Source organism: Mesorhizobium sp. B2-4-7 (assembly GCF_006442685.1).
In the GTDB taxonomy this organism is placed as follows: domain Bacteria; phylum Pseudomonadota; class Alphaproteobacteria; order Rhizobiales; family Rhizobiaceae; genus Mesorhizobium.
Genome location: NZ_VFVH01000004.1, coordinates 217,372 through 236,800 on the forward strand (window position 1 = coordinate 217,372; position 19,429 = coordinate 236,800).

General features: G+C 62.7%; 19 protein-coding genes, 1 tRNA gene and 1 pseudogene. 16 read left to right on the plus strand and 5 right to left on the minus strand.

Going from position 1 to position 19,429, the window contains the following annotated elements; genetic code table 11:
* Positions 1 to 124: 124 nt before the first annotated feature.
* The 6 genes from FJ946_RS14290 to FJ946_RS14315 all read left to right on the plus strand — a co-directional run bounded on the left by FJ946_RS14290 (position 125) and on the right by FJ946_RS14315 (position 8,892).
* On the plus strand, positions 125 to 2,002 hold the full coding sequence (locus tag FJ946_RS14290; protein WP_140564885.1) for an extracellular solute-binding protein: 1,878 nt from the start codon (positions 125 to 127) through the stop codon (positions 2,000 to 2,002).
* Complete coding sequence (locus FJ946_RS14295; RefSeq protein ID WP_140523801.1) at positions 2,002 to 3,870, plus strand: extracellular solute-binding protein; 1,869 nt, start codon at positions 2,002 to 2,004, stop codon at positions 3,868 to 3,870. Before FJ946_RS14290 ends, FJ946_RS14295 begins: the two co-directional genes overlap by 1 nt.
* A 126-nt stretch (positions 3,871 to 3,996) precedes the next feature.
* Positions 3,997 to 5,091, plus strand: coding sequence for a microcin C ABC transporter permease YejB (locus tag FJ946_RS14300; RefSeq protein WP_140496886.1), 1,095 nt, complete (start codon positions 3,997 to 3,999; stop codon positions 5,089 to 5,091).
* On the plus strand, positions 5,091 to 6,236 hold the full coding sequence (locus tag FJ946_RS14305) for an ABC transporter permease (protein ID WP_140564887.1): 1,146 nt from the start codon (positions 5,091 to 5,093) through the stop codon (positions 6,234 to 6,236). Before FJ946_RS14300 ends, FJ946_RS14305 begins: the two co-directional genes overlap by 1 nt.
* Positions 6,233 to 7,864: an ABC transporter ATP-binding protein gene (locus FJ946_RS14310; RefSeq protein ID WP_140564889.1), complete on the plus strand. Its 1,632-nt coding sequence runs from the start codon at positions 6,233 to 6,235 to the stop codon at positions 7,862 to 7,864. Before FJ946_RS14305 ends, FJ946_RS14310 begins: the two co-directional genes overlap by 4 nt.
* Positions 7,865 to 7,950: 86 nt before the next feature.
* Positions 7,951 to 8,892, plus strand: coding sequence for a glyoxylate/hydroxypyruvate reductase A (locus FJ946_RS14315; protein ID WP_140496893.1), 942 nt, complete (start codon positions 7,951 to 7,953; stop codon positions 8,890 to 8,892).
* Positions 8,893 to 8,935: 43 nt separating this feature from the next.
* Here the strand turns inward: FJ946_RS14315 and FJ946_RS14320 are convergent, their stop codons facing one another.
* Positions 8,936 to 9,232: a hypothetical protein gene (locus FJ946_RS14320; protein WP_224655872.1), complete on the minus strand. Its 297-nt coding sequence runs from the start codon at positions 9,230 to 9,232 to the stop codon at positions 8,936 to 8,938.
* 249 nt (positions 9,233 to 9,481) lie between these two features.
* Here FJ946_RS14320 and FJ946_RS14325 point away from each other — a divergent pair, with 249 nt between their 5' ends.
* Together FJ946_RS14325 and FJ946_RS14330 are read left to right on the plus strand one after the other, a co-directional pair.
* The gene (locus tag FJ946_RS14325) at positions 9,482 to 10,492 is read left to right on the plus strand and encodes a ligase-associated DNA damage response exonuclease (RefSeq protein WP_140564890.1); all 1,011 of its coding nucleotides are present in this window, start codon (positions 9,482 to 9,484) and stop codon (positions 10,490 to 10,492) included.
* 4 nt (positions 10,493 to 10,496) lie between these two features.
* Positions 10,497 to 12,098: a cisplatin damage response ATP-dependent DNA ligase gene (locus FJ946_RS14330; RefSeq protein ID WP_140564892.1), complete on the plus strand. Its 1,602-nt coding sequence runs from the start codon at positions 10,497 to 10,499 to the stop codon at positions 12,096 to 12,098.
* Between the two features lie 24 nt (positions 12,099 to 12,122).
* Here FJ946_RS14330 and FJ946_RS14335 read toward each other — a convergent pair whose 3' ends face one another.
* Positions 12,123 to 13,274 (minus strand): hypothetical protein, encoded by a 1,152-nt coding sequence (locus FJ946_RS14335; protein WP_140496901.1) that lies wholly within the window; start codon positions 13,272 to 13,274, stop codon positions 12,123 to 12,125.
* 363 nt (positions 13,275 to 13,637) lie between these two features.
* Between FJ946_RS14335 and FJ946_RS14340 the strand changes: the two genes are divergently transcribed.
* Positions 13,638 to 13,713, plus strand: a tRNA-Thr gene (locus tag FJ946_RS14340).
* Positions 13,714 to 13,740: 27 nt separating this feature from the next.
* Here FJ946_RS14340 and FJ946_RS14345 read toward each other — a convergent pair.
* Together FJ946_RS14345 and FJ946_RS14350 are read right to left on the minus strand one after the other, a co-directional pair.
* Complete coding sequence (locus tag FJ946_RS14345; protein ID WP_140559695.1) at positions 13,741 to 14,439, minus strand: hypothetical protein; 699 nt, start codon at positions 14,437 to 14,439, stop codon at positions 13,741 to 13,743.
* Entirely contained in the window at positions 14,436 to 15,074 is a 639-nt protein-coding gene (locus tag FJ946_RS14350; RefSeq protein WP_224618235.1) for a hypothetical protein, read from the minus strand. Before FJ946_RS14350 ends, FJ946_RS14345 begins: the two co-directional genes overlap by 4 nt.
* A gap of 213 nt (positions 15,075 to 15,287) precedes the next feature.
* Between FJ946_RS14350 and FJ946_RS31135 the strand changes: the two are divergent.
* Positions 15,288 to 15,423: pseudogene (locus FJ946_RS31135) on the plus strand (IS630 family transposase); the annotation flags it as partial.
* 10 nt (positions 15,424 to 15,433) lie between these two features.
* On the opposite strand, the gene FJ946_RS14355 reads toward FJ946_RS31135, so the two are convergent.
* Positions 15,434 to 16,255 (minus strand): membrane-anchored protein, encoded by an 822-nt coding sequence (locus FJ946_RS14355; RefSeq protein ID WP_224671420.1) that lies wholly within the window; start codon positions 16,253 to 16,255, stop codon positions 15,434 to 15,436.
* A gap of 543 nt (positions 16,256 to 16,798) precedes the next feature.
* Here FJ946_RS14355 and FJ946_RS14360 point away from each other — a divergent pair.
* The 6 genes from FJ946_RS14360 (at position 16,799) to FJ946_RS14380 (ending at position 19,349) form a co-directional block, all read left to right on the plus strand.
* Positions 16,799 to 16,987 (plus strand): DUF2158 domain-containing protein, encoded by a 189-nt coding sequence (locus FJ946_RS14360; RefSeq protein WP_140496939.1) that lies wholly within the window; start codon positions 16,799 to 16,801, stop codon positions 16,985 to 16,987.
* Between the two features lie 304 nt (positions 16,988 to 17,291).
* Complete coding sequence (locus FJ946_RS14365; protein WP_140547746.1) at positions 17,292 to 17,735, plus strand: EF-hand domain-containing protein; 444 nt, start codon at positions 17,292 to 17,294, stop codon at positions 17,733 to 17,735.
* A 44-nt stretch (positions 17,736 to 17,779) separates the two neighbouring features.
* Positions 17,780 to 18,322 (plus strand): RNA polymerase sigma factor, encoded by a 543-nt coding sequence (locus FJ946_RS14370; RefSeq protein WP_140564894.1) that lies wholly within the window; start codon positions 17,780 to 17,782, stop codon positions 18,320 to 18,322.
* On the plus strand, positions 18,315 to 18,461 hold the full coding sequence (locus FJ946_RS30770; RefSeq protein ID WP_181165287.1) for a hypothetical protein: 147 nt from the start codon (positions 18,315 to 18,317) through the stop codon (positions 18,459 to 18,461). The genes FJ946_RS14370 and FJ946_RS30770 overlap by 8 nt, the downstream gene beginning before the upstream one ends.
* Positions 18,454 to 18,903, plus strand: a complete 450-nt coding sequence (locus FJ946_RS14375) for a hypothetical protein (RefSeq protein ID WP_140556767.1) — start codon at positions 18,454 to 18,456, stop codon at positions 18,901 to 18,903. The genes FJ946_RS30770 and FJ946_RS14375 overlap by 8 nt, the downstream gene beginning before the upstream one ends.
* The gene (locus FJ946_RS14380) at positions 18,900 to 19,349 is read left to right on the plus strand and encodes a periplasmic heavy metal sensor (RefSeq protein WP_140556769.1); all 450 of its coding nucleotides are present in this window, start codon (positions 18,900 to 18,902) and stop codon (positions 19,347 to 19,349) included. Before FJ946_RS14375 ends, FJ946_RS14380 begins: the two co-directional genes overlap by 4 nt.
* Positions 19,350 to 19,429 lie beyond the last annotated feature (80 nt).

Here is a 19,429-nt window from a genome sequence, read left to right on the forward strand (position 1 = left end):
CCCGGCTTTTTCGTTAGGAAAACCGCCTCTACGGCGACAAAGCCGCGCATGGCGGTTTTCACGCGCGGCAAATCATCTAGATTGCCTTTCTGGATGATGGCACGCATCGCGAAGAGGACAGTGGATGACGCTTGGCCCAGTGCTTCTCAAATCGTTGCTGGCGGCAGCCCTGCTGGCCGCGGGGTTGCAGGCGGCCCTGGCCGATGAGTGGCGCACCACCTCATCGCTGATCGGCGAATCCAAATATGGCGACAATTTCCAGCACTACGACTACGTGAACCCCAACGCACCCAAAGGCGGCACGCTGAATTCGGTGGTACTGGGCACTTTCGACAGCTTCAATCCCTATATCGTGCAGGGTTCACCGGCCGCCGGCCTGGTCGGGTTCGGCGGCGGCCTGCTCTACGACACGCTGATGGAGCAGGCGACCGACGAAGGCAGTGTCAGCCATCCGCTGATCGCCGACGCCTACAAATACCCGGCCGACTTTTCCTCGGCGACTTACCGGCTCGACCCCCGCGCGAAATGGCATGACGGCCAGCCTATCACCGTCGACGACGTGATCTGGTCATTCCAGGTGCTGAAGGCGAACAGCCCGATGTACAGCCGCTATTTCGAGAATGTCACGGATGCCGTGGCCGTCTCGGATCGCGAAGTCGAGTTTCATTTCAGCCAGAAGGGCAACCGCGAGCTGCCTAAAATCCTGGGTGACCTCGCCGTGCTGCCGAAACATTGGTGGGAAGGCACGGATGCCAACGGCAAGAAGCGCGACGTCACCAGGCCGACGCTGGAGCCGCCGCTCGGCTCCGCCGCCTACAAGATCGCCAGCTTCAAGCCTGGCTCGGAAATCGTCTGGCAGCGCGTGCCGGACTATTGGGGTGCCAAGCTGCCGGTGAAGGTCGGCCGCGAGAATTTCGACAGGCAGCGTTTCACCTACATCCTTGATGACAATGCCGCCTGGCAGGCCTTCACCAAGGGCGGACTTGACGACATCAAACCGGAAAACAGTTCGAAGCGCTGGAAAACATTCTATGATTTCCCGGCGGTCAAGGCCGGCGATGTCATCAAGCAGGAATTCAAGACCACCTCGCCAGAGCCGATGCAGGCTTTCATGCTCAACCAGAGGCGCCCGCTGTTCCAGGACCGCCTGGTGCGGGCCGCGCTGACCTATCCTTTCGACTTCGAGACGATGAACCGTACGCTGTTCTACGGGTTCAACACTCGCACCAGCAGCTATTTCCAGGGAACTGAACTGGCCTCCAGCGGCTTGCCGCAAGGCAAGGAGCTGGAAATTCTTGAACAGTATCGCGACAAGCTGCCGCCCGAACTGTTCACCCAGGAATTCAAGCTGCCGGTCTACGATTCGCCGCAAGCCGAGCGCAAATACCTGAAGCAGGCTGTCGACCTCTTCGCCAAGGCTGGATGGGTGATCAAGGGCGGCAAGATGGTCAATGCCAAGACCGGCGAGCCGTTCAAGTTCGAGATACTCGGCTGGAACGACACCGACCAAGTCATCTCCAGCCCCTATATCGCCAATCTGCGCAAGATCGGCGTCGACGCCACGTTGCGCATCATCGACCAGACCCAGTACGTCAACCGCGTCAACAATTTCGACTACGATGTCATTATCGGGCAACTCGGCCAGTCGGAATCGCCTGGCAATGAGCAGCGCGACTTCTGGAGTTCCAGGGCAGCCGACCGACCGGGGTCGCGCAACTACGCCGGCATCAAGAACCCGGTCGTCGATGCCCTGGTCGACCGCATCATCTTCGCCACCGACCGCGACGATCTGGTTGCCGCCACCCATGCGCTCGACCGCGTGCTGCTGTGGAACTACTACGTCGTGCCGCAGTACTATCGAGCCGTGGTCTGGCTGGCTTACTGGAACAAATTCGGCATTCCCGCCAAACAGCCGAGCTATATCGGCGCCGACCAGAATTCCTGGTGGATCGATCCGGAGAAGGAAAAGGCGCTGGCGGCCAAATACAAGGGCAACAATTGATGGCGGTGCTGCCCCGTCGCGATTTCCTGGGCCTGGGCAGTGCCGCCGCTGTCGCCGCCCTGTTGCCCGGAAAAGCCTTTGCCAATATTGCGACCGGCACCAAACTGCACGGCCTGTCCGCCTACGGCGACCTCAAATACAAACCGGATTTCACGCATTTCGACTACGTCAATCCGGATGCACCCAAGGGCGGCCAGATGAATTTCGCGCCGCCGAACGCCACGCTCAACCAAAGCTTCCTGACCTTCAACACGTTGAATTCCCTGGTATTGAAAGGAGATGCGCCGCCGCGCACCGAACTCTGTTTCGATTCCTTGATGGCAAGCGCGCTCGACGAGCCGGATGCGGTCTACGGCCTGCTTGCCGAGTCCGTCACCTTGTCGCAAGACCGCAACGGCTTCCGCTTCGCGCTGCGACCGCAAGCGCGTTTCCACGACGGCTCGCCGCTAACCGCCGAAGACGTCGTCTTCGCGTTGAAGCTTTACAAAGAGCAAGGGCATCCGAACCTTTCCCAGGCGTTGCGGTATATGACCGACGCGGTCGCCGAGGATCCACTCACCCTCAACCTTACCTTCAACGGCGAACAGTCCGCGCAAAACATCCTCAGGATCGTGGCGATGCCGATCGTGTCCAAGGCCTTTTATGCGGTCAATGATTTCAATGCCTCGACGATGACGCCGCCGCTCGGCTCGGGACCATACAAAATGGGGCGAGTGGCCGCGGGACAGACAGTCGAATATGAGCGCGTGCCCGACTATTGGGGCCGCGACCTCCCGGTGAATCGCGGCCAGTATAATTTCGACCGTATCCGCATCGACTTCTATCTCGACCGGCAGGCGGCGTTCGAAGCCTTCAAGAAGGGTGACACGCATTTTCGCGAGGAGTTTACCGCGCGGGTCTGGGCGACCGGCTACGATTTTCCGGCGCTCAAGGACGGCAAGGTCGTCAAACGGGAATTTCCCGGCGAGAAGACGCCAGACATGCAGGGCGTCGCACTGAACCAGCGTCGTGCGCAATTCCGCGATGAGCGGGTGCGACGGGCGATCGCCCGGTGTTTCGATTTCGAATGGATGAAGCGGGCGTTGTTTTATGGCTCTTACGAGCGCTCTCAATCGAACTTCGAACGGTCGGATTACAAGGCCGAAGGCTTGCCCTCGCCTGAGGAACTGGTCCTGCTGGAGCCATTCCGGGCCGAGTTGCCACCGGAGGTTTTTGGCGAAGCCGTGACGCAGCCTCTGTCCGACGGGTCAGGCCATGATCGCAAGCTGCTGGGCGAGGCTTCGAGATTGCTCGCGCAAGCCGGCTGGAAGCGGGCGGGCAATTTCGTCGTCAACGACAAGGGCGAGCGGCTGCGGGTGGAAATGCTGACGGAGGATGACGGCATCGTTCGCATCTACACCCCATGGTCCGAGAATATGAAGGCGATCGGGATCGACGCTTCGATCCGGCAGGTCGATTCGGCGCAATATGAACAGCGGCAGAGCGATTTCGACTTCGATCTTACCGTGCTGCATTGGTCGATCGGGGCGACGCCGACTGATGACAGCCTGGAGATGCTCTATGATTCTCGAATGGCGAAAATCCCGGGGCAGCGCAACTACCCCGGAACAGAAAGCAAGGCCATCGACGCGTTGATCGTGGCAGCCGGCAAGGCGCGAAGCCGGTCCGAACTCGTCACCGCGCTCAGAGCGCTCGATCGGGTCTTGCGCGCGCGGCTGGACTGGATTCCAACATACTATCTGGCGAATCACCGCGTCGCCTATTGGGACATGTTCGGCTTCGTCGAGCAAAAGCCTGATTTCGGCTTTCCGGTCGAGACGCTGTGGTGGTTCGACAAGGGCAAGGCGGCAAAAATTGGCAAAGGCTGAATTTCTTGCGGGCGTAAGCACCGCCCCTCACCTGCCTGCCGGCATCCTCGGCCCGTATAGTGACGGGGAAAGAGGCGCGTTCATCGACGGTTTCGTCAATCACATGCGTCGGGAGGGCACCATCTGATGGGCGCCTATATCCTGCGCCGCATCCTTTTGATGATTCCGACCCTGTTCGGCATCATGGCGATCTCGTTCGCCGTCATCCAGTTTGCGCCCGGCGGCCCGGTCGAGCAGGTCATCGCCAAGCTGACGAACCAGGGTGGCAGCGACCGTCTGGGCGGTGGCGGCGGCGATGCGGGCGGCGGTAATTTCGATGCCGCCGGTGACGTCGGTTCAAAATATCGCGGCGCGCAGGGGCTCGATCCGGAATTCATCAAGAAGCTGGAGAAGCAGTTCGGCTTCGACAAGCCGCCGCTCGAGCGCTTCGGCCTGATGCTGTGGAATTATATCCGGTTCGATTTCGGCGACAGTTATTTCCGCGACATTTCGGTGCTCAACCTGATCCTGGAAAAAATGCCGGTGTCGATCTCGATCGGGCTGTGGATCACGCTCCTGTCCTACCTGATCTCGATCCCGCTCGGCATCCGCAAGGCGGTGAAGGACGGCAGCCCCTTCGACATCTGGACCAGCGGCGTCGTCATCGTCGGCTATGCCATTCCGGGTTTCCTGTTCGGCATCATGCTGATGGTGCTGTTTGCCGGTGGTTCGTTCTGGGACTGGTTCCCGCTGCGCGGCATCGTCTCGGACAATTGGGACCAGTTGTCATGGCCGGCCAAGATCGGGGACTATCTCTGGCACATGACCTTGCCGCTGACGGCGCTGGTGCTGTCGGCCTTCGCCACGACGACGTTGCTGACCAAGAATTCCTTCCTGGAGGAAATCCGCAAGCAGTATGTGGTGACCGCCCGCGCCAAGGGCCTCTCGGAACGGCAGGTGCTCTATGGCCATGTCTTCCGCAACGCCATGCTGATTGTCATCGCCGGTTTTCCCGGCGCCTTCATCTCGGCCTTCTTCACCGGTTCGCTGCTGATCGAAAACATCTTCTCGCTCGATGGGCTCGGCCTGCTCGGCTTCCGGTCGGTGGTCGAACGCGACTATCCCGTGGTGTTCGCCAACCTCTACATCTTCTCGCTTCTCGGCCTGTTCGTCGGATTGCTGTCCGACCTCATCTACACCTGGGTCGATCCGCGCATCGATTTCGAGCGGAGAGACGTTTGATGTCGGAGGCAAGTGTTACCGCCGGGGTCGTGCCGGAGCGGATGCCGCGGCCATTTCTGTCGCCGCTCAACAAGCGCCGCCTGGAGAACTTCAAGGCCAACCGGCGCGGCTACTGGTCGCTGTGGATCTTCCTTGTCCTGTTCGTGCTGTCGCTGTTCGCCGAATTCATCGCCAACGATAAGCCGATCATCGCCTCCTACAAGGGCGAGATCCTGTTTCCGGTGCTGGTCGCCTATCCCGAAGAGAAGTTCGGCGGCTTCTATGCCGTCACCGACTATCGCGACCCAGTGATCCAGGACGAGATCAACGCCAATGGCTGGATGATCTGGCCGCCGATCCGCTATTCCTACCAGACCGTCAACAATGCCATTCCCGAAGCAGCCCCGGCCAAGCCGTCCTGGCAGTATGACGCCAAGATGCGCTGCAACCAGTACCCGCAAGGGGCTGATGATCCGGCCTGCACCATCGGCAACTGGAACTGGCTGGGCACCGACGACCAGGCGCGCGATGTGCTGGCGCGGGTCATCTACGGTTTCCGTATCTCGGTGCTGTTCGGACTGATCCTGACCGCCGGCTCGGCTTTGATCGGCGTCGCGGCCGGCGCCCTACAGGGCTATTTCGGCGGCTGGACGGACCTGCTGTTCCAGCGCTTCATCGAGATATGGTCGGCTATCCCCGTGCTCTATCTCCTGCTTATCGTCGCCGCCATATTGCCGCCGGGCTTCTTCATCCTGCTCGGGCTGATGCTGCTGTTTTCCTGGGTGGCGTTGGTCGGCGTGGTGCGGGCCGAATTCCTGCGCGCGCGCAATTTCGAGTACGTCAACGCGGCGCGCGCGCTCGGCGTGCGCAACCGCACCATCATGTTCCGGCACCTGTTGCCCAACGCCATGGTGGCGACACTGACCTTCCTGCCGTTCCTGCTCTCAGGCTCGATCTCGACGCTGACCTCGCTAGACTATCTCGGTTTCGGCCTGCCGCCGGGCTCGGCCTCGCTCGGCGAATTGCTCAAGCAGGCGCAGCGCAATCTCAACGCGCCGTGGCTCGGCATTTCCGGCTTCGTCGTCATCTCGCTGATGCTGTCGCTGTTGGTCTTCGTCGGCGAGGCGACACGCGACGCCTTCGATCCGCGCAAGACGTTCCGATGAGCGACGCCCCCTTGCTCTCGGTCCAGGACCTCAGCGTCGCTTTTGCGCAAGGCGGACAGCAGTCGCTGGCCGTCGATCACATCTCCTTCGACATCGCCAAGGGCGAGACGGTGGCGCTGGTCGGCGAATCCGGCTCCGGCAAATCGGTCTCGGCGCTGTCCGTGCTGAAGCTCTTGCCCTATCCCAGCGCCAGCCACCCCTCGGGCAGGATCCTGTTCCAGGGCGCCGACCTGCTCGCCATGAACGAGAAGCAACTGCGACGGGTGCGCGGCAACAAGATCACCATGATCTTCCAGGAGCCGATGACCTCGCTCAATCCGCTGCACACGATCGAGCAGCAGATCGTCGAGATCCTGAAGCTGCACCAGGGCATGGCCGACCGCGCGGCCAAGGCGCGCACGCTGGCCCTGCTCAACGAGGTCGGCATCCGCGATCCGCAGAAACGGCTCGACGCCTATCCGCACCAGCTGTCCGGCGGCCAGCGCCAGCGCGTCATGATCGCCATGGCGCTGGCCAACGAACCGGAACTCCTGATCGCCGACGAGCCGACGACAGCGCTCGACGTCACCGTACAGGCGCAGATCCTCGAATTGCTGGCCGGCCTGAAGAGCCGCAAGGGCATGTCGATGCTGTTCATCACCCACGACCTCGGCATCGTGCGCAAGATCGCCGACCGGGTGTGCGTGATGACCAAGGGCAAGATCGTCGAGATGGGGCCTACCAAGGACATCTTCGCCAATCCGCAGCACGCCTATACGCGCCATCTTCTGGCGGCCGAGCCCAAGGGCAAGCCACCCGCGGCCAACAGCGCCGCGGCACCCGTGATGACCGGCAAGGACATCAAAGTCTGGTTTCCGATCAAGCAGGGCTTCTTCCGACGCACCGTCGACCATGTGAAGGCGGTCGACGGCATCGATGTCACCGTGCGGGCCGGCCAGACGCTGGGCGTGGTTGGAGAGTCCGGGTCGGGCAAGACCACGCTCGGCCTGGCGCTGGCGCGGATGATCTCGTCAAGCGGAACCATCCAGTTCAACGGGCGCGACATCAACCAGCTCTCGTTCAACGCCATGCGCCCGCTCAGGCGCGAATTGCAGATCGTCTTCCAGGATCCTTTCGGCTCGCTGAGCCCCCGCATGTCCATCGCCGAGATCATCGAAGAAGGCTTGAAGATCCACGAGCCGAAGCTGTCGCTCGACGAGCGCGACGACAAGGTGGTCGACGTGCTGAAGGAAGTCGGGCTCGACCCGGCGACGCGCAACCGCTATCCGCACGAATTCTCCGGCGGCCAGCGCCAGCGCGTCGCCATTGCTCGCGCCATGGTGCTCAACCCGCGTTTCGTCATGCTGGACGAGCCGACCTCGGCGCTCGACATGAGCGTGCAGGCGCAGGTCGTCGACCTCCTGCGCAGCCTGCAGGCCAAGCATGACCTCGCCTATCTCTTCATCAGCCACGACCTCAAGGTCATCCGGGCCCTGGCCAACGATGTCATCGTCATGCGCAATGGCCAGATCGTCGAAGCCGGTCCTTCCGAACAGATTTTTGAAAAGCCGCAAACCGACTATACTCGGGCGCTGATCTCGGCCGCCTTCAAGATAGAAACCGCCCCGACGGGGGTCATCAGCGAGTGACTCCTTCCTTCGCAATTCCGGACGGAAAGCCGCCTTGCGCCTTTCCCGCAATTGCTCCAAACCGAACAACAGGACAAAATCCATAAATGGAAAAAGGCAAAATCCTGCTTGCCGTCACCGGCTTTCACCCGCAGCGCTGGCGCGAACTGCTGTCCGCAGAGCGCGAGGTGGTGCTCGAGCCGGACGGCGCCAGCGATCCTTCGATCACCTATGCGGTGGTGTGGAAACAGCGGCCGAACCTGTTGGGGTCGCTGCCCAATCTGCGCGCCATCTTCTCGATCGGCGCCGGTGTCGACCACATCTTCTCCGATCCCAGCCTGCCGGACGTGCCGATCGTCAAGGTCGTCGCCGGCAACCTGGCCCAGCACATGACCGAATATGTCGTCTGGCGGGTGCTCGATCATCACCGCCAGGGCCTGCTGTACCGGTCGCAGCAGCCGAAGAAGATATGGCGCGAGCCGGCGCAGCGCACCGCTGAAGATATCTCTGTCGGCATCATGGGGCTCGGCAGTCTCGGCCGCGCGGCGGCGTCGGCGCTGCTGTCGCTCGGCTTCGCGGTCAATGGCTGGTCGCGCACGGACCGGCCGATGGAAGGTGTCGCGACCTATTGCGGCGAGGCCGGGCTTATCCCGTTCCTCAATGCCACAGACATACTGGTCGTGCTGCTGCCGCTGACGCCGGATACCAAGGGTATCATCAATTACGGCGTGCTGAAGGAATTGCGCAAGCGCAACGGTCTTGGCGGCTCGGTGCTGATCAATGCCGGTCGCGGCCGCCTGCAGAAGGATGCCGACATCGTGCGCGCGCTGGACGACGGCACGCTGAAGGAAGCGAGCCTCGACGTGTTCGAGGTCGAACCGCTGCCGAAGACCAGCCCGCTATGGGCCCATCCGAAAGTGTTCGTGACGCCGCATGCCGCGGCCACGTCCGATCCCGTCCACCTGGCGCCGATCATGCTGCGCCAGATGGACGCCTTCGAGCGGGGCGAAAAGCTGGAGAACCTGGTGGACCGCAAAGCGGGATATTAGGCCGCTGGCATGTGGTCATCGGGATCGCCTTAGGCGACCTGCGTCAGCCGGGCAGAGCGAACTTCTTCTGCTTGTCCGGCTTGCCGCAATCGCGGCGCTCGATAGACCGGTTCATGGCGTCGATCTCGCCGCTTGCCTTGTCGGCATCGCGCTTGGTCTTGGAGCGGATATCCGGAATGAACGGGCCGAAGCCCATCGCGGGGTTGGAGAATGTCGGCTTGGCCTGCTGGGACAGATTGTATTGCCGAGCCAGGGCGTTGCGTTGCGCCAGCAACTGGCCGCAAGGCACGCTGTCATATTGCAGTGAAGACTGGACGTTTTCGTCCTGGCGCTCGGACATGGAGTTGCCGACACAGCCCGCCATAACGAGGCAAGAGGCCAAGGCCATCATGTTCCAGCGCATGGAAAATCCCTCCGTACGACACTGCCCCGACATAATCCGGCATGCGATTGGGGCTTTTTCGCAGCAGAGGCACCCACAGGCCTCAGACCGCGTCGCCTGACTGCTGCCTGGCGCTTGGCTGTAGGCCGAGTCAGCAGTCTCTTGCAACAGGCTTCCCGCGCCCGAATTAGCCACTATCTTGGAACAATGCGCGCCAGCGACCTGCTCCATCCCCGGCCCGAGGGCCTTTACTGCCCGCCGGGCGACTTCTTCATCGACCCGGTGCGGCCGGTCAACCGGGCGCTGATCACGCACGGCCATTCCGACCACGCACGCTCCGGCCACGGGTCGGTGCTGGCGACGCAGCAGACGCTGGACATCATGGAGCTTCGCTATGGCGAGGGTTTTGCAGGCACGACACAGACGGCAGGACTGGGCGAGCGAATTGCCCTCAACGGCGTCGACATCAGCTTTCATCCGGCCGGCCATGTGCTGGGCTCGGCGCAGATCGCGGTCGTGCATCAGGGCATGCGCATCGTCGCCTCCGGCGACTACAAGCGGCAGCAGGACGCGACATGCCTGCCGTTCGAGCCAATCGCGTGCGACGTCTTCATCACCGAGGCAACATTCGGCCTGCCGGTGTTTCGCCACCCGCCGGACGAGGAGGAGATCGCGCGGCTCCTGAAATCGGCGGCGCAGTTCCGCGAACGCTCGCATCTCATCGGAGCCTACGCGCTGGGCAAGGCGCAACGGGTGATGCGTCTGTTGCGCGACGCCGGCTACGACAGGCCGATCTATATCCACGGCGCGCTGGCCAAGCTCAGCGACTACTACCAGAGCCAGGGCATCGATCTCGGCACGCTGGAGCCGGCGACAGTGGAGAGCGCCAGCAAGGATGATTTCACCGGCGCCATCGTCGTCGGTCCGCCGGCCGCCTTCGCCGATCGCTGGGCGAGGCGCTTTCCCGATCCGATCTCCTGCTTCGCCTCGGGCTGGATGCGCATCCGCCAGCGCGCCAAGCAGGGCGGCGTCGAGCTGCCGCTGATCATTTCGGATCATGCCGACTGGGACGAACTGACCGCCACGATCAAGGAGACCGGCGCAGAGGAAATCTGGGTGACACACGGCCGCGAGGAGGCGCTGGTGCGCTGGTGCGAACTCGAAGGGATCGCGGCGCGGCCACTGCATCTGGTGGGGTATGAGGACGAGGGCGATTGATGGCATGAATCGCTTCGCCGAACTGCTCGACCGCCTTGTGCTGACGCCGTCGCGCAACGGCAAGCTGACGCTGCTGACTGATTATTTCCGCAGCGTCGAGGATCCCGATCGCGGGCTGGCGCTGGCTGCCATCACCGGCGATCTCAACATCGCCGCGATCAAGCCGGCGATGCTGCGCATGCTGGTGACCGAACGCATGGACCCGGTGCTGTTCGGCTATTCCTACGACTATGTCGGCGATCTCGCCGAGACCGTGTCGCTGGTCTGGCCGCAGACGCCCGGAACCATACCGAACCGTGAGCCGACGCTCGGTGAGGTGGTCGCGAAGCTGCAGGCGGCGAGCCGCTCCGACGGCCCGAAAGTGCTGTCAAACCTGCTCGACAGTGCCGGCATCTCGGCCCGCTTCGCCATCATCAAGCTGGTCACCGGCGGGTTGCGCATCGGCGTGTCGGCGCGGCTGGCCAAGCAGGCACTGGCGGATTTCGGCAAGGTCGACGTCGCCGAGATCGAGGAACTCTGGCACGGGCTGTCGCCGCCGTACACAGCCTTGTTCGCATGGCTGGAAGGCAAGGCCGCAAAGCCCGAGAGGGCCGCGCGGGCACTGTTCCGGCCGGTGATGCTGTCCAACCCGGTCGGCGACGGCGATCTCGACAGGCTCGACCCCGCCGATTACGCGGCCGAGTGGAAGTGGGACGGCATCCGCGTCCAGGCGGTGTCGGAAGGCGGCATCCGCCGGCTCTATTCGCGCACCGGCGACGATGTCTCCGGCGCCTTTCCCGACCTCGCCGAGGCGATGATTTTCTCGGCCACGCTCGACGGGGAATTGCTGGTCGGCGATCCCCGGGAAGCGACAGGGACATTCTCGGATCTCCAGCAGCGGTTGAACCGCAAGACGGTGTCACTGAAGATGCAGCAGCAATATCCGGCTTTCATGCGTTGCTACGACCTTTTGCAGGTCGGCGCGGAGGATTTGCGGGGATTGCCCTTCCGGGAGCGGCGCGTCCGCCTCGAAAACTTCGTGAAAACGCTCGACCCGAGCCGCTTCGATCTTTCGCCATTCGTCGCGTTCTCGGACTGGCAGGCGCTGGAGGAACTGCGCCGGGCGCCGCCGCACCCGATCATCGAAGGCGTGATGCTGAAGCGCTGGGATTCGCCCTATGTCGCCGGCCGGCCGAAGGGGCCCTGGTTCAAATGGAAACGTGACCCGCACACGGTGGACGCCGTGCTCATGTACGCCCAGCGCGGCCACGGCAAGCGCTCGAGCTTCTACTCCGATTACACGTTCGGCGTCTGGTCCGGAGCGGAAGGCGAGGAGGAACTGGTGCCGGTCGGCAAGGCCTATTTCGGCTTCACCGACGAGGAATTGAGGCAGATCGACAAATATGTCCGCGACAACACGATCGAGCGTTTCGGGCCTGTGCGCTCGGTGCGCGCCGACCGTGACAACGGGCTGGTGCTGGAAGTCGCCTTCGAAGGGCTCAACCGTTCGACGCGTCACAAATCCGGCGTTGCCATGCGCTTTCCCCGCATCTCGCGGCTGCGCTGGGACAAGCCCGCCAACGAGGCCGACCGCATCGAGACGCTGCAGGCGCTGCTCGATCGTTGATCGCACCCTCTCCGGTGCCGGCGCTCAAGGCTCGACGGAGACGCGTATCTCGTAAATGTTGACCGCCTTGCCCTGCTTGTCGAAATCGGAGTTGATGGCGATCGTTCCGGCCGAGCCGGGCCGCTTGTCAGGGAATTTCACGTCGAAGAGATATTCGTTGCGCTGCTGGCCGACCGCATAGCGTTTGCGGCCGCAATCACCAAGCTCGCCGAAATTGCAGTCGACCGAGATCTGCGTGTCCTTGCCGTCCTCGGCGCGGGCGACGATATCGAACACGGCGTGCTTGCCGGCGAGCTTCTCCAGCACGCCTTGCCCGACATCGAAGCTGATCGCCGAACCGGAAGCGCCGGACTGGATGCGCAGGAATGGCCCGGAATCGTCCTTCATCGTTTCCGCCTTGGCGTCCGACGGAGCGCTGACATGCGCCGGGTCGGTGGGCGAAAACACGTTGATCCAGTTGCGCGCCTGATCGGCAGCGCCGGGCTTTTCCGGCCCGGTCTCGCCATCGGCCGGTGTGAAATCGTCGTCCTCGACGGTCGGCGGCGCTTCGGGCGGAGCGGTGTCGAGCTGAGCCTGGGTCTTGAAGACGCCGGTCTGCATGGCGAAAAACAGCCCGATGCCGACCGCGGCGAGCAGCGTCACGGTGAGGAAGATGGCGGTCAGCGGCAGCCGCCGGCCCCTGATGCGCCTCTCGTCGCGATCGGGCGCCACTTCAGCCGTCGCCTCGGACGAAGCGGGAGCCGACATGTCGATGGACGGCACGCCGGAAAGGGTCGCGTCGGGCATGATGTCTGGAACGACCGGCAAGACGCGTGAGCGCGGGGCATCGGCAGCCGGCTGCGCAGGCTCGTCGACGGAAACTGCGGGCGGTGCGGCGCTCTCGCCGGTTGCGGCGGGTGCGGCCGGGCTCGCCGGAAGCTCGACCGCCGGTGCATCGGACTCAGCCTGGGGAGCGACATCCGGCACCGCCGGCAGGAATTCGGATTCGATTTCGGTGATCTTGGCCTGTATCGCCTTGCGGCGCTTGATGGCGACTTCCACCGTCACGCCGGGATTGGCCTGGAGCGCGCGGTCGAGCGCGGCGAAAGCCGAGCGATAGACCTTCTCGCGGTATGCGCGGTCCTCGGCATTGCCTCTTTCGAGGGCGTTCCGGATCGCTTTTTCGATTGCGTCCAAGCGAGATCCCTCTGTGCGTTGCCCAAACCTCGCCATGATCGTTAGCCGCAGCCGACCAATCAATCAACGGGCGAGCGTCCGCATTCTGCCTCGTTGGAGTGTCCAAAGTCCATCTTGGCGGTATTCCGGCAACGAAATCAACATGCTTCATCGATCTTTGCCGGCAGGGAGGCACGGCGCCAGGCGCAATGTCCCGGCCGATCGGTAAGGGCGTGGCAGCCGGCTTTGTCGGCGATGCGTCGGGGCGGAACGACGCGCAACACGAATTGCCGGGCCGCATCCTGAATTCGCGATCGCCCATCTTGAATTCGCCGTCGGTTGAGTCTATCACCCAGCCCATCTTGGAGGCCTAACGCTTCCCGGGCCGCTTTAGCTCAGTTGGTAGAGCACATCATTCGTAATGATGGGGTCGCGTGTTCGAGTCACGCAAGCGGCACCACTTCCCCAGCCCCTGCTGACGTCGCCGTCATGGCATCTGTCCCTGCCACAAGGGTAATCCACTTTCGGCCGCGAAGTCTTTATCCTCCGCATAGATCGGTTCGCCTCTTCTCACCACCCGCCCAAGCAGGGCCGCATCTTCGTTGGCGTGATATCGAAAGGCGTTTCGGGTGTCGTATCCGTGCCCGGCCTGGGACAGGGAAAACCCGCTGACGACGACAGGGGCAAAGCCGGCGAAACGCGCCAGTATGATCGCGAAGGCTCCGGTGGAGATCTTCCGGTGCCAGCCGCGGAACATATGATATTTGCCGCTAAGCTGCCAGACGACGTTGGCAAGCTGCCATTTGGTAAGCGCCTGCAAGGTTTCATAACGATAATTGAAGGTGCGACAACCGGCTTTCAGCTTGTCCTCGACATCGGGCCAAACCGGGATGATCAGGTGCTTTGCCTGGCGTCCGTTTAACAGATCACGCTTGTAGAAATCCTGTTCGCTGGCGTCGACAAAAATGCCGCGGCGGATAACGGCGATATCAGGAACGGGGAGGCCGACGGTTTCCGCCAAAAGCTGGGAAGCATTGACGGTCACAAGTGCCCAATCGGCATCATATCCCTGCGGGAGGCGAAAATTCGGCGCCGACCCCATCACCAAGGCGGGACCTGTGGCCCTGGGCAGGCGAAGAATTGGTTTTTGGAAGATTGGCAAGAGATCCGAAAGCGGAGTTTTCATCCGGGAATCTGAACCGCCTGTTCCTCAAACGCGCGCAGGATGCTCTCTTCCCGGCTCCACAATTCGTCCCATTGCGTGGTGCCGGACCAACCCGCAAACCAAGGGCCGCCGAGCGTATAATGCGCCAGCGAGACATCGGCGGGATCGAGTTCGGAAGCCGAAGCCCCGACGAGGTAGTTCCACGCCAGGGGCAATTCGCCGATCTCGTGGTCCTCAAGCCATTTGAAGGCGTGGAGGTCACGTCCGGGCCACGTATTGAGCATCTCGTTGGTCAGCCGCTTGTTGGCGGGATGATCCAGATTCCATAAAACGACCGACGACCAGTTCTTGCGGCGATAGAACGTCTGCGTTTGTCCGTCCATCTTGACCGCTTCGGATTCGCGTTGCTGGTGCTTGACCGCCATGATCGCGTAGGAAGGATCGAGCAGATCGAGCAGTTTGACCGGATCCTTCAGAAACAGGACGTCGCAATCGCAGAACATGGCCCAGCCGCTTTGCCCCATGAACGGAACGGCAAAGCGCGATATGGCAAACTCGGTCGCCATCGGCGCCTCGGAAATCGGGCACCAGAGCTTACCGTCACGTACTTCCATCGGTCGCGTCATGATTCCTTGGGCTACAAGGTCCTTGAGCACGAGCGGCTGTATCTGCAACGGGGTGCTTGTCCGCCGATAGGCGCTCCATCGCGCCACGTCTAGAACTCGGGATTCGCGCGGATCATAGCCAATGTAGATTGGTATCATGTGGCAGTTCTATAATCTGATGTGAATTTAGACGAATCTAGCATGGCAGCACTGCACGCGGAAGACCAGAAGCACATTCGCAATGCCGTGTGTCCGGGTTGCCACGAGCGTTTCATCTCTGAAGGTGTCGATGGTGTTTTTGCGCGACAAGAGCCAAGCAACCGGCATCGCGCCTCTTGACGACGGACCTGTCGAGCGGGTCGTCGCACTCACATTTGAGACAGCTCACCAGCAAGCCACATCGACCGTTGTTATTGGACCTCACATCTCCTGGCCTGGCCCGTCCAGAGTGGCAGACCGAGCGAGTCCGCCACGTGCGGATCGCTCGTATAAAGGGGGAAACCGAGCGCCAACAGCGCCAGCAGGGTGGCACGGTCGGAACCGACGTGCATCCGGTCGATGTTCAGTTTGTTGTACACATGGCCGTGCGAACCTGGGTCAATACCCGTGATGATCACGGCCGGCGCGCCGTTATGCAAGGCGTAAAGGACCGCCGTGATCCCGGTCGAGAACTTCTCCTCCAGATGCATCTCGAAATTGGGCACACCCATCACTGCTTCGTAGAGCGCCATGCGCTGGTGACGGGTCATCGTGCGCAGGTCGCGACAGCGGTAGTTGAAGGCCGCGATGTTGCAGCGCAATTCCTCCATCGTGCGGTGTGCACGCACAATCCAGAGCAGATCGGTCTCCTGGCCGGTCAAGACGGCGCGCACGGCCACAGCGTTGGGCTTGGTCGCGTCAAGTTGGTTGACGTAAAGAAATGTCGCGTCAGGAGTACCCATCCCCCAGCGGGCAGTCACGGTCTGCGAGCCATTCACGGTAAAGAGTGTGAAAGCATCGCGCTGAAAACCCACCGGCGGGTTCGAGACCGGCGCGGAGCCCACGACGAGGACCGGCTTTGTAAGCGGCACAGGGTGCCGTGGCGCCTGGGGGTGCAGCAGGCGATATAACAGTTTCCGCTTAACCACGAGAAGCGGGTGATCGAACAAGCGCTTGCGCAGCGGCTTCTGTGCATCGGGATTCGCTGCGCTATGCTCTGCAATCTCCAGAGCGATCCCCTTGGCCTTCGCCAAACCGGCCTCCTCTCAATGCTTTCCCGGGCATGTACTCCCCCCTGCCAGCCGGCGTTGATCAGCGGCTTGATCGTTGGGGCAGGCAGCAACCATAACGTGACGAATCATTTCCTCCGGCGCTCTGATGGGAACCCTTCGCTTTTCCCCAAGCGCTTCAAGCCTCTCTCACTCAATGTCGCAACTCTACTGTATTCGGCACGAGACTGCATGCGGGTTGCTGTTGTTTGTTGCTTCTGATCACGGTTCGATAGAACTCCGTCCGAAACTCATGGTGCCAGATCGGCAGCATCGCCGAAGCGATAGCCGCGCTCAATACTCAGCAGAGGATCAATCTCCACCAGCCGAACAGGAATTTCAACATCCAATTTCGACAACAAACGGCAAGACACATTGCTGCAACTGCGACCGAATCTGCAACTGCGACCGAGACCCGACCTCAAAACGCCGCCTGGCACTGTGGATCGCGATGCTGGCCGAATGCATCCGCCATTGTCGAGACCGAGGTTTGATGTGAAACTCCCGGCGTCAGCATGGGAGGTCAAAATGCCCAACAGTTTCAAGACCGGAGACGTCGTCAAGCTGAAGTCCGGAGGCCCGAAGATGACGATAAGCGACGGTGCCGCCTCCGGCACATATATGTGCCATTGGTTCAACCGCGAGGGCGATGTATGGACCCCGCAGCATGCCGGCTTCAAGCCGGACCAGCTGGTGGTGGCGGACCAATCGACATAGAGCGGTTCACCGCTTCGCGGAAGCGGCGAAACGCTCTATCTCTTTGTTTTTACGCAATTCCATAGGGAAGCGCTACGCGCTTTTCCCGGGGAAACCGTACACACTTTTCTTGGAATTGCTCTAGTTCCTGCCCTTCGGCTGAAGGGTTCGAACATGGCGCAAGCAGCGCCCGATCGGGCGCGTTGTTGCGGCATGCGCCTGCCGGCACAAAAGTCACCGACGGATTTCTACCGCCGCTGCGTTTAACGGGAGAAGCGTCGCCACGGCACAATGCCATGGCAGCGCGCTAACCGGAGACGCCAGCATGATACGCCGTTCGATCCTTGCCGCTGCCTTGAGCCTGCTGACCGCCACGGCGTTCGCCCAGACGGCGACACAGCCTCCGGCCGCGACGTCCCCTTCTGCACCGCCCCCCGCTGCCGCGCCAGCCACGTCAAAGACCAGGCCCGAAATCACGCTGGCCAAGTTCCAGAAGCGGCGTGAGAAGGCGATCATGGCCGCCGACACGGATGGCGACGGCAAGATCAGCCTGCTGGAATGGGAGGTCCTCCAGGCAAAGCGCGGCACCAAGGGCGACCCGACACAGTCCTTTGCGCGCGCGGACTCGAACCATGACGGCTTCATCGACCGCGCCGAGCTCGATGCGTTCTTCGCCCAGCGCTTCGCCAGGCTGGACAAGAATGGCGACGGCGTTCTGAGCGTCGACGAAATGCCGGGCCATAAAACCGCTCCCAAGGCGGAGCAATGAACGGGGGTAATGGCACGCGATGACCATCAGGGGTGCGCCAGCCGATGAGCGCGGATCCGGACGAGGATCTGGTTCGTCGTATCGGCGCCGGCGATCCGGCGGCCGTGCAAACGCTGGTCGCGCGCAAACTGCCGCGTATCGTGGCGCTTGCCGTGCGCATGCTGGGCGACGCGGCGGAAGCCGAGGATGTCGCGCAGGAGACCTTCGTCCGACTCTGGCGCCATGCCTCGGGCTGGCGGCGCGGCAATGCCCGCTTCGACACCTGGATCCACCGGGTGACGCTGAACCTCTGCTACGACCGGCTGCGCCGCCGCCGCGAATGGGTGACAGACGATCTGCCGGAGGTGGTAGACCCGGCGCCGCTTCCGGATACCCAGCCGCGGGAAGACACGTGGCGCGTCGAACAGGCCTTGCGAGCCATCGCGCCGCGGCAGCGCGAAGCCATCATCCTGGTCTACTATCAGGACATGTCGAACATCGAGGCGGCCACGACCCTGGAGATCAGCGTCGATGCCCTGGAGAGCCTGCTTTCGCGCGGGCGCAGGGCGCTGCAGGCGATCCTGGCCAGGGACGATGTCCATGAATGAAAACCGCGCCGCCATGAAGGCGCAGCGTTCGCGCCTTGCCGACACCGCCTGGCGGCCGGCTCCGATGATCGCCGCGCCGTGCGGGCACGCGATGCCAGCGGGCAAGGGGCCAACAGGCAAGGGAAAGACCGATGTCTGACCGATCCAGGGACGCACCGACGATGGATGCCGAACGCTTTGCCGCGCTGGCGGCAGCCTATGGCGGCGACTTGCGGCGATGGCCACAGGCCGAACGCGCGGCCGGCAGCATCCTTGCCGCAAGCGACGCGGGCGCGGCCATTCTGAGGGATGCCGGCAAGCTCGACGCCCTGCTCGACAGCTATCGCGTCGAGGCGCCCGGCAAGGCGCTGCACGGCGGCATAGTGAGGGCTGCCGACCGGCATCTTGCCCAACGCTCGCGCCAGCGCTTGTGGTGGCTGGGACTGGGACTTGCCGGCATCGGCCTGGCCGGCGCGGTTGCCGGATCGGCTTTGGTGATCGTCGCCACGCCTGAGGTTCAGCCCGATCAGTATGTGCTGGACGCCAATGCGACGGCGTTCGGCGATGCCGGTCCCGACGACACCATCGAGGAAAACCTATGAGCACGGGCCGCAAGCTCCTCATCGCGTCCGTGGCGCTGAACGTCTTCCTGGCCGGCGCCCTTGCCGGCGGGGCCGTCTGGCTGAGAAGTGGCAAGGCGGGCCAGGGCTATTCGCTGGAAGCGGCCGGAGGCCGGCTTCCGGACCAGGAACGCAGGATATTCCGCAAGGCGTTGCGTGAGGTCCGGCGCGAATCCCGCCAGGTCATCCTCGACGGCCAGCAGGCCAGGCGCGAGGCCGCCGACCTGCTGCGGCAGCCCACCCTCGACACGGCAGCGCTGACGGCCGCGCTCGAGCGGGCCCGCAACGCCGACGTCACCATGCGCATGCGGCTGGAGCAGCGCATCGTCGAGTTTGCCGCGGCAAGTTCGGCCGAGGATCGCGCCGTGCTGGCTGAGGCGCTGACAAGACGCGCCGCGTTGCCGCCGGCGCCAAAAAAATCGCCATAAGCACCGACGGAATGCGCCGAAGCCGCCGTTTAAGGCAAGAAGGGCACACCTGCCGGACCGCTTGGTGCGAACAGGTTTTC

Excerpts from the sequence above, each read along its gene's own strand:
- FJ946_RS14290 (WP_140564885.1), top strand. The coding sequence starts at position 125 with ATGACGCTTGGCCCAGTGCTTCTCAAATCGTTGCTGGCGGCAGCCCTG.
- FJ946_RS14295 (WP_140523801.1), top strand. The coding sequence starts at position 2,002 with ATGGCGGTGCTGCCCCGTCGCGATTTCCTGGGCCTGGGCAGTGCCGCC.
- FJ946_RS14300 (WP_140496886.1), top strand. The coding sequence starts at position 3,997 with ATGGGCGCCTATATCCTGCGCCGCATCCTTTTGATGATTCCGACCCTG.
- FJ946_RS14305 (WP_140564887.1), top strand. The coding sequence starts at position 5,091 with ATGTCGGAGGCAAGTGTTACCGCCGGGGTCGTGCCGGAGCGGATGCCG.
- FJ946_RS14310 (WP_140564889.1), top strand. The coding sequence starts at position 6,233 with ATGAGCGACGCCCCCTTGCTCTCGGTCCAGGACCTCAGCGTCGCTTTT.
- FJ946_RS14315 (WP_140496893.1), top strand. The coding sequence starts at position 7,951 with ATGGAAAAAGGCAAAATCCTGCTTGCCGTCACCGGCTTTCACCCGCAG.
- FJ946_RS14320 (WP_224655872.1), bottom strand. The coding sequence starts at position 9,232 with ATGTCCGAGCGCCAGGACGAAAACGTCCAGTCTTCACTGCAATATGAC.
- FJ946_RS14325 (WP_140564890.1), top strand. The coding sequence starts at position 9,482 with ATGCGCGCCAGCGACCTGCTCCATCCCCGGCCCGAGGGCCTTTACTGC.
- FJ946_RS14330 (WP_140564892.1), top strand. The coding sequence starts at position 10,497 with ATGAATCGCTTCGCCGAACTGCTCGACCGCCTTGTGCTGACGCCGTCG.
- FJ946_RS14345 (WP_140559695.1), bottom strand. The coding sequence starts at position 14,439 with ATGAAAACTCCGCTTTCGGATCTCTTGCCAATCTTCCAAAAACCAATT.
- FJ946_RS14360 (WP_140496939.1), top strand. The coding sequence starts at position 16,799 with ATGCCCAACAGTTTCAAGACCGGAGACGTCGTCAAGCTGAAGTCCGGA.
- FJ946_RS14365 (WP_140547746.1), top strand. The coding sequence starts at position 17,292 with ATGATACGCCGTTCGATCCTTGCCGCTGCCTTGAGCCTGCTGACCGCC.
- FJ946_RS14370 (WP_140564894.1), top strand. The coding sequence starts at position 17,780 with ATGAGCGCGGATCCGGACGAGGATCTGGTTCGTCGTATCGGCGCCGGC.
- FJ946_RS30770 (WP_181165287.1), top strand. The coding sequence starts at position 18,315 with ATGAATGAAAACCGCGCCGCCATGAAGGCGCAGCGTTCGCGCCTTGCC.
- FJ946_RS14375 (WP_140556767.1), top strand. The coding sequence starts at position 18,454 with ATGTCTGACCGATCCAGGGACGCACCGACGATGGATGCCGAACGCTTT.
- FJ946_RS14380 (WP_140556769.1), top strand. The coding sequence starts at position 18,900 with ATGAGCACGGGCCGCAAGCTCCTCATCGCGTCCGTGGCGCTGAACGTC.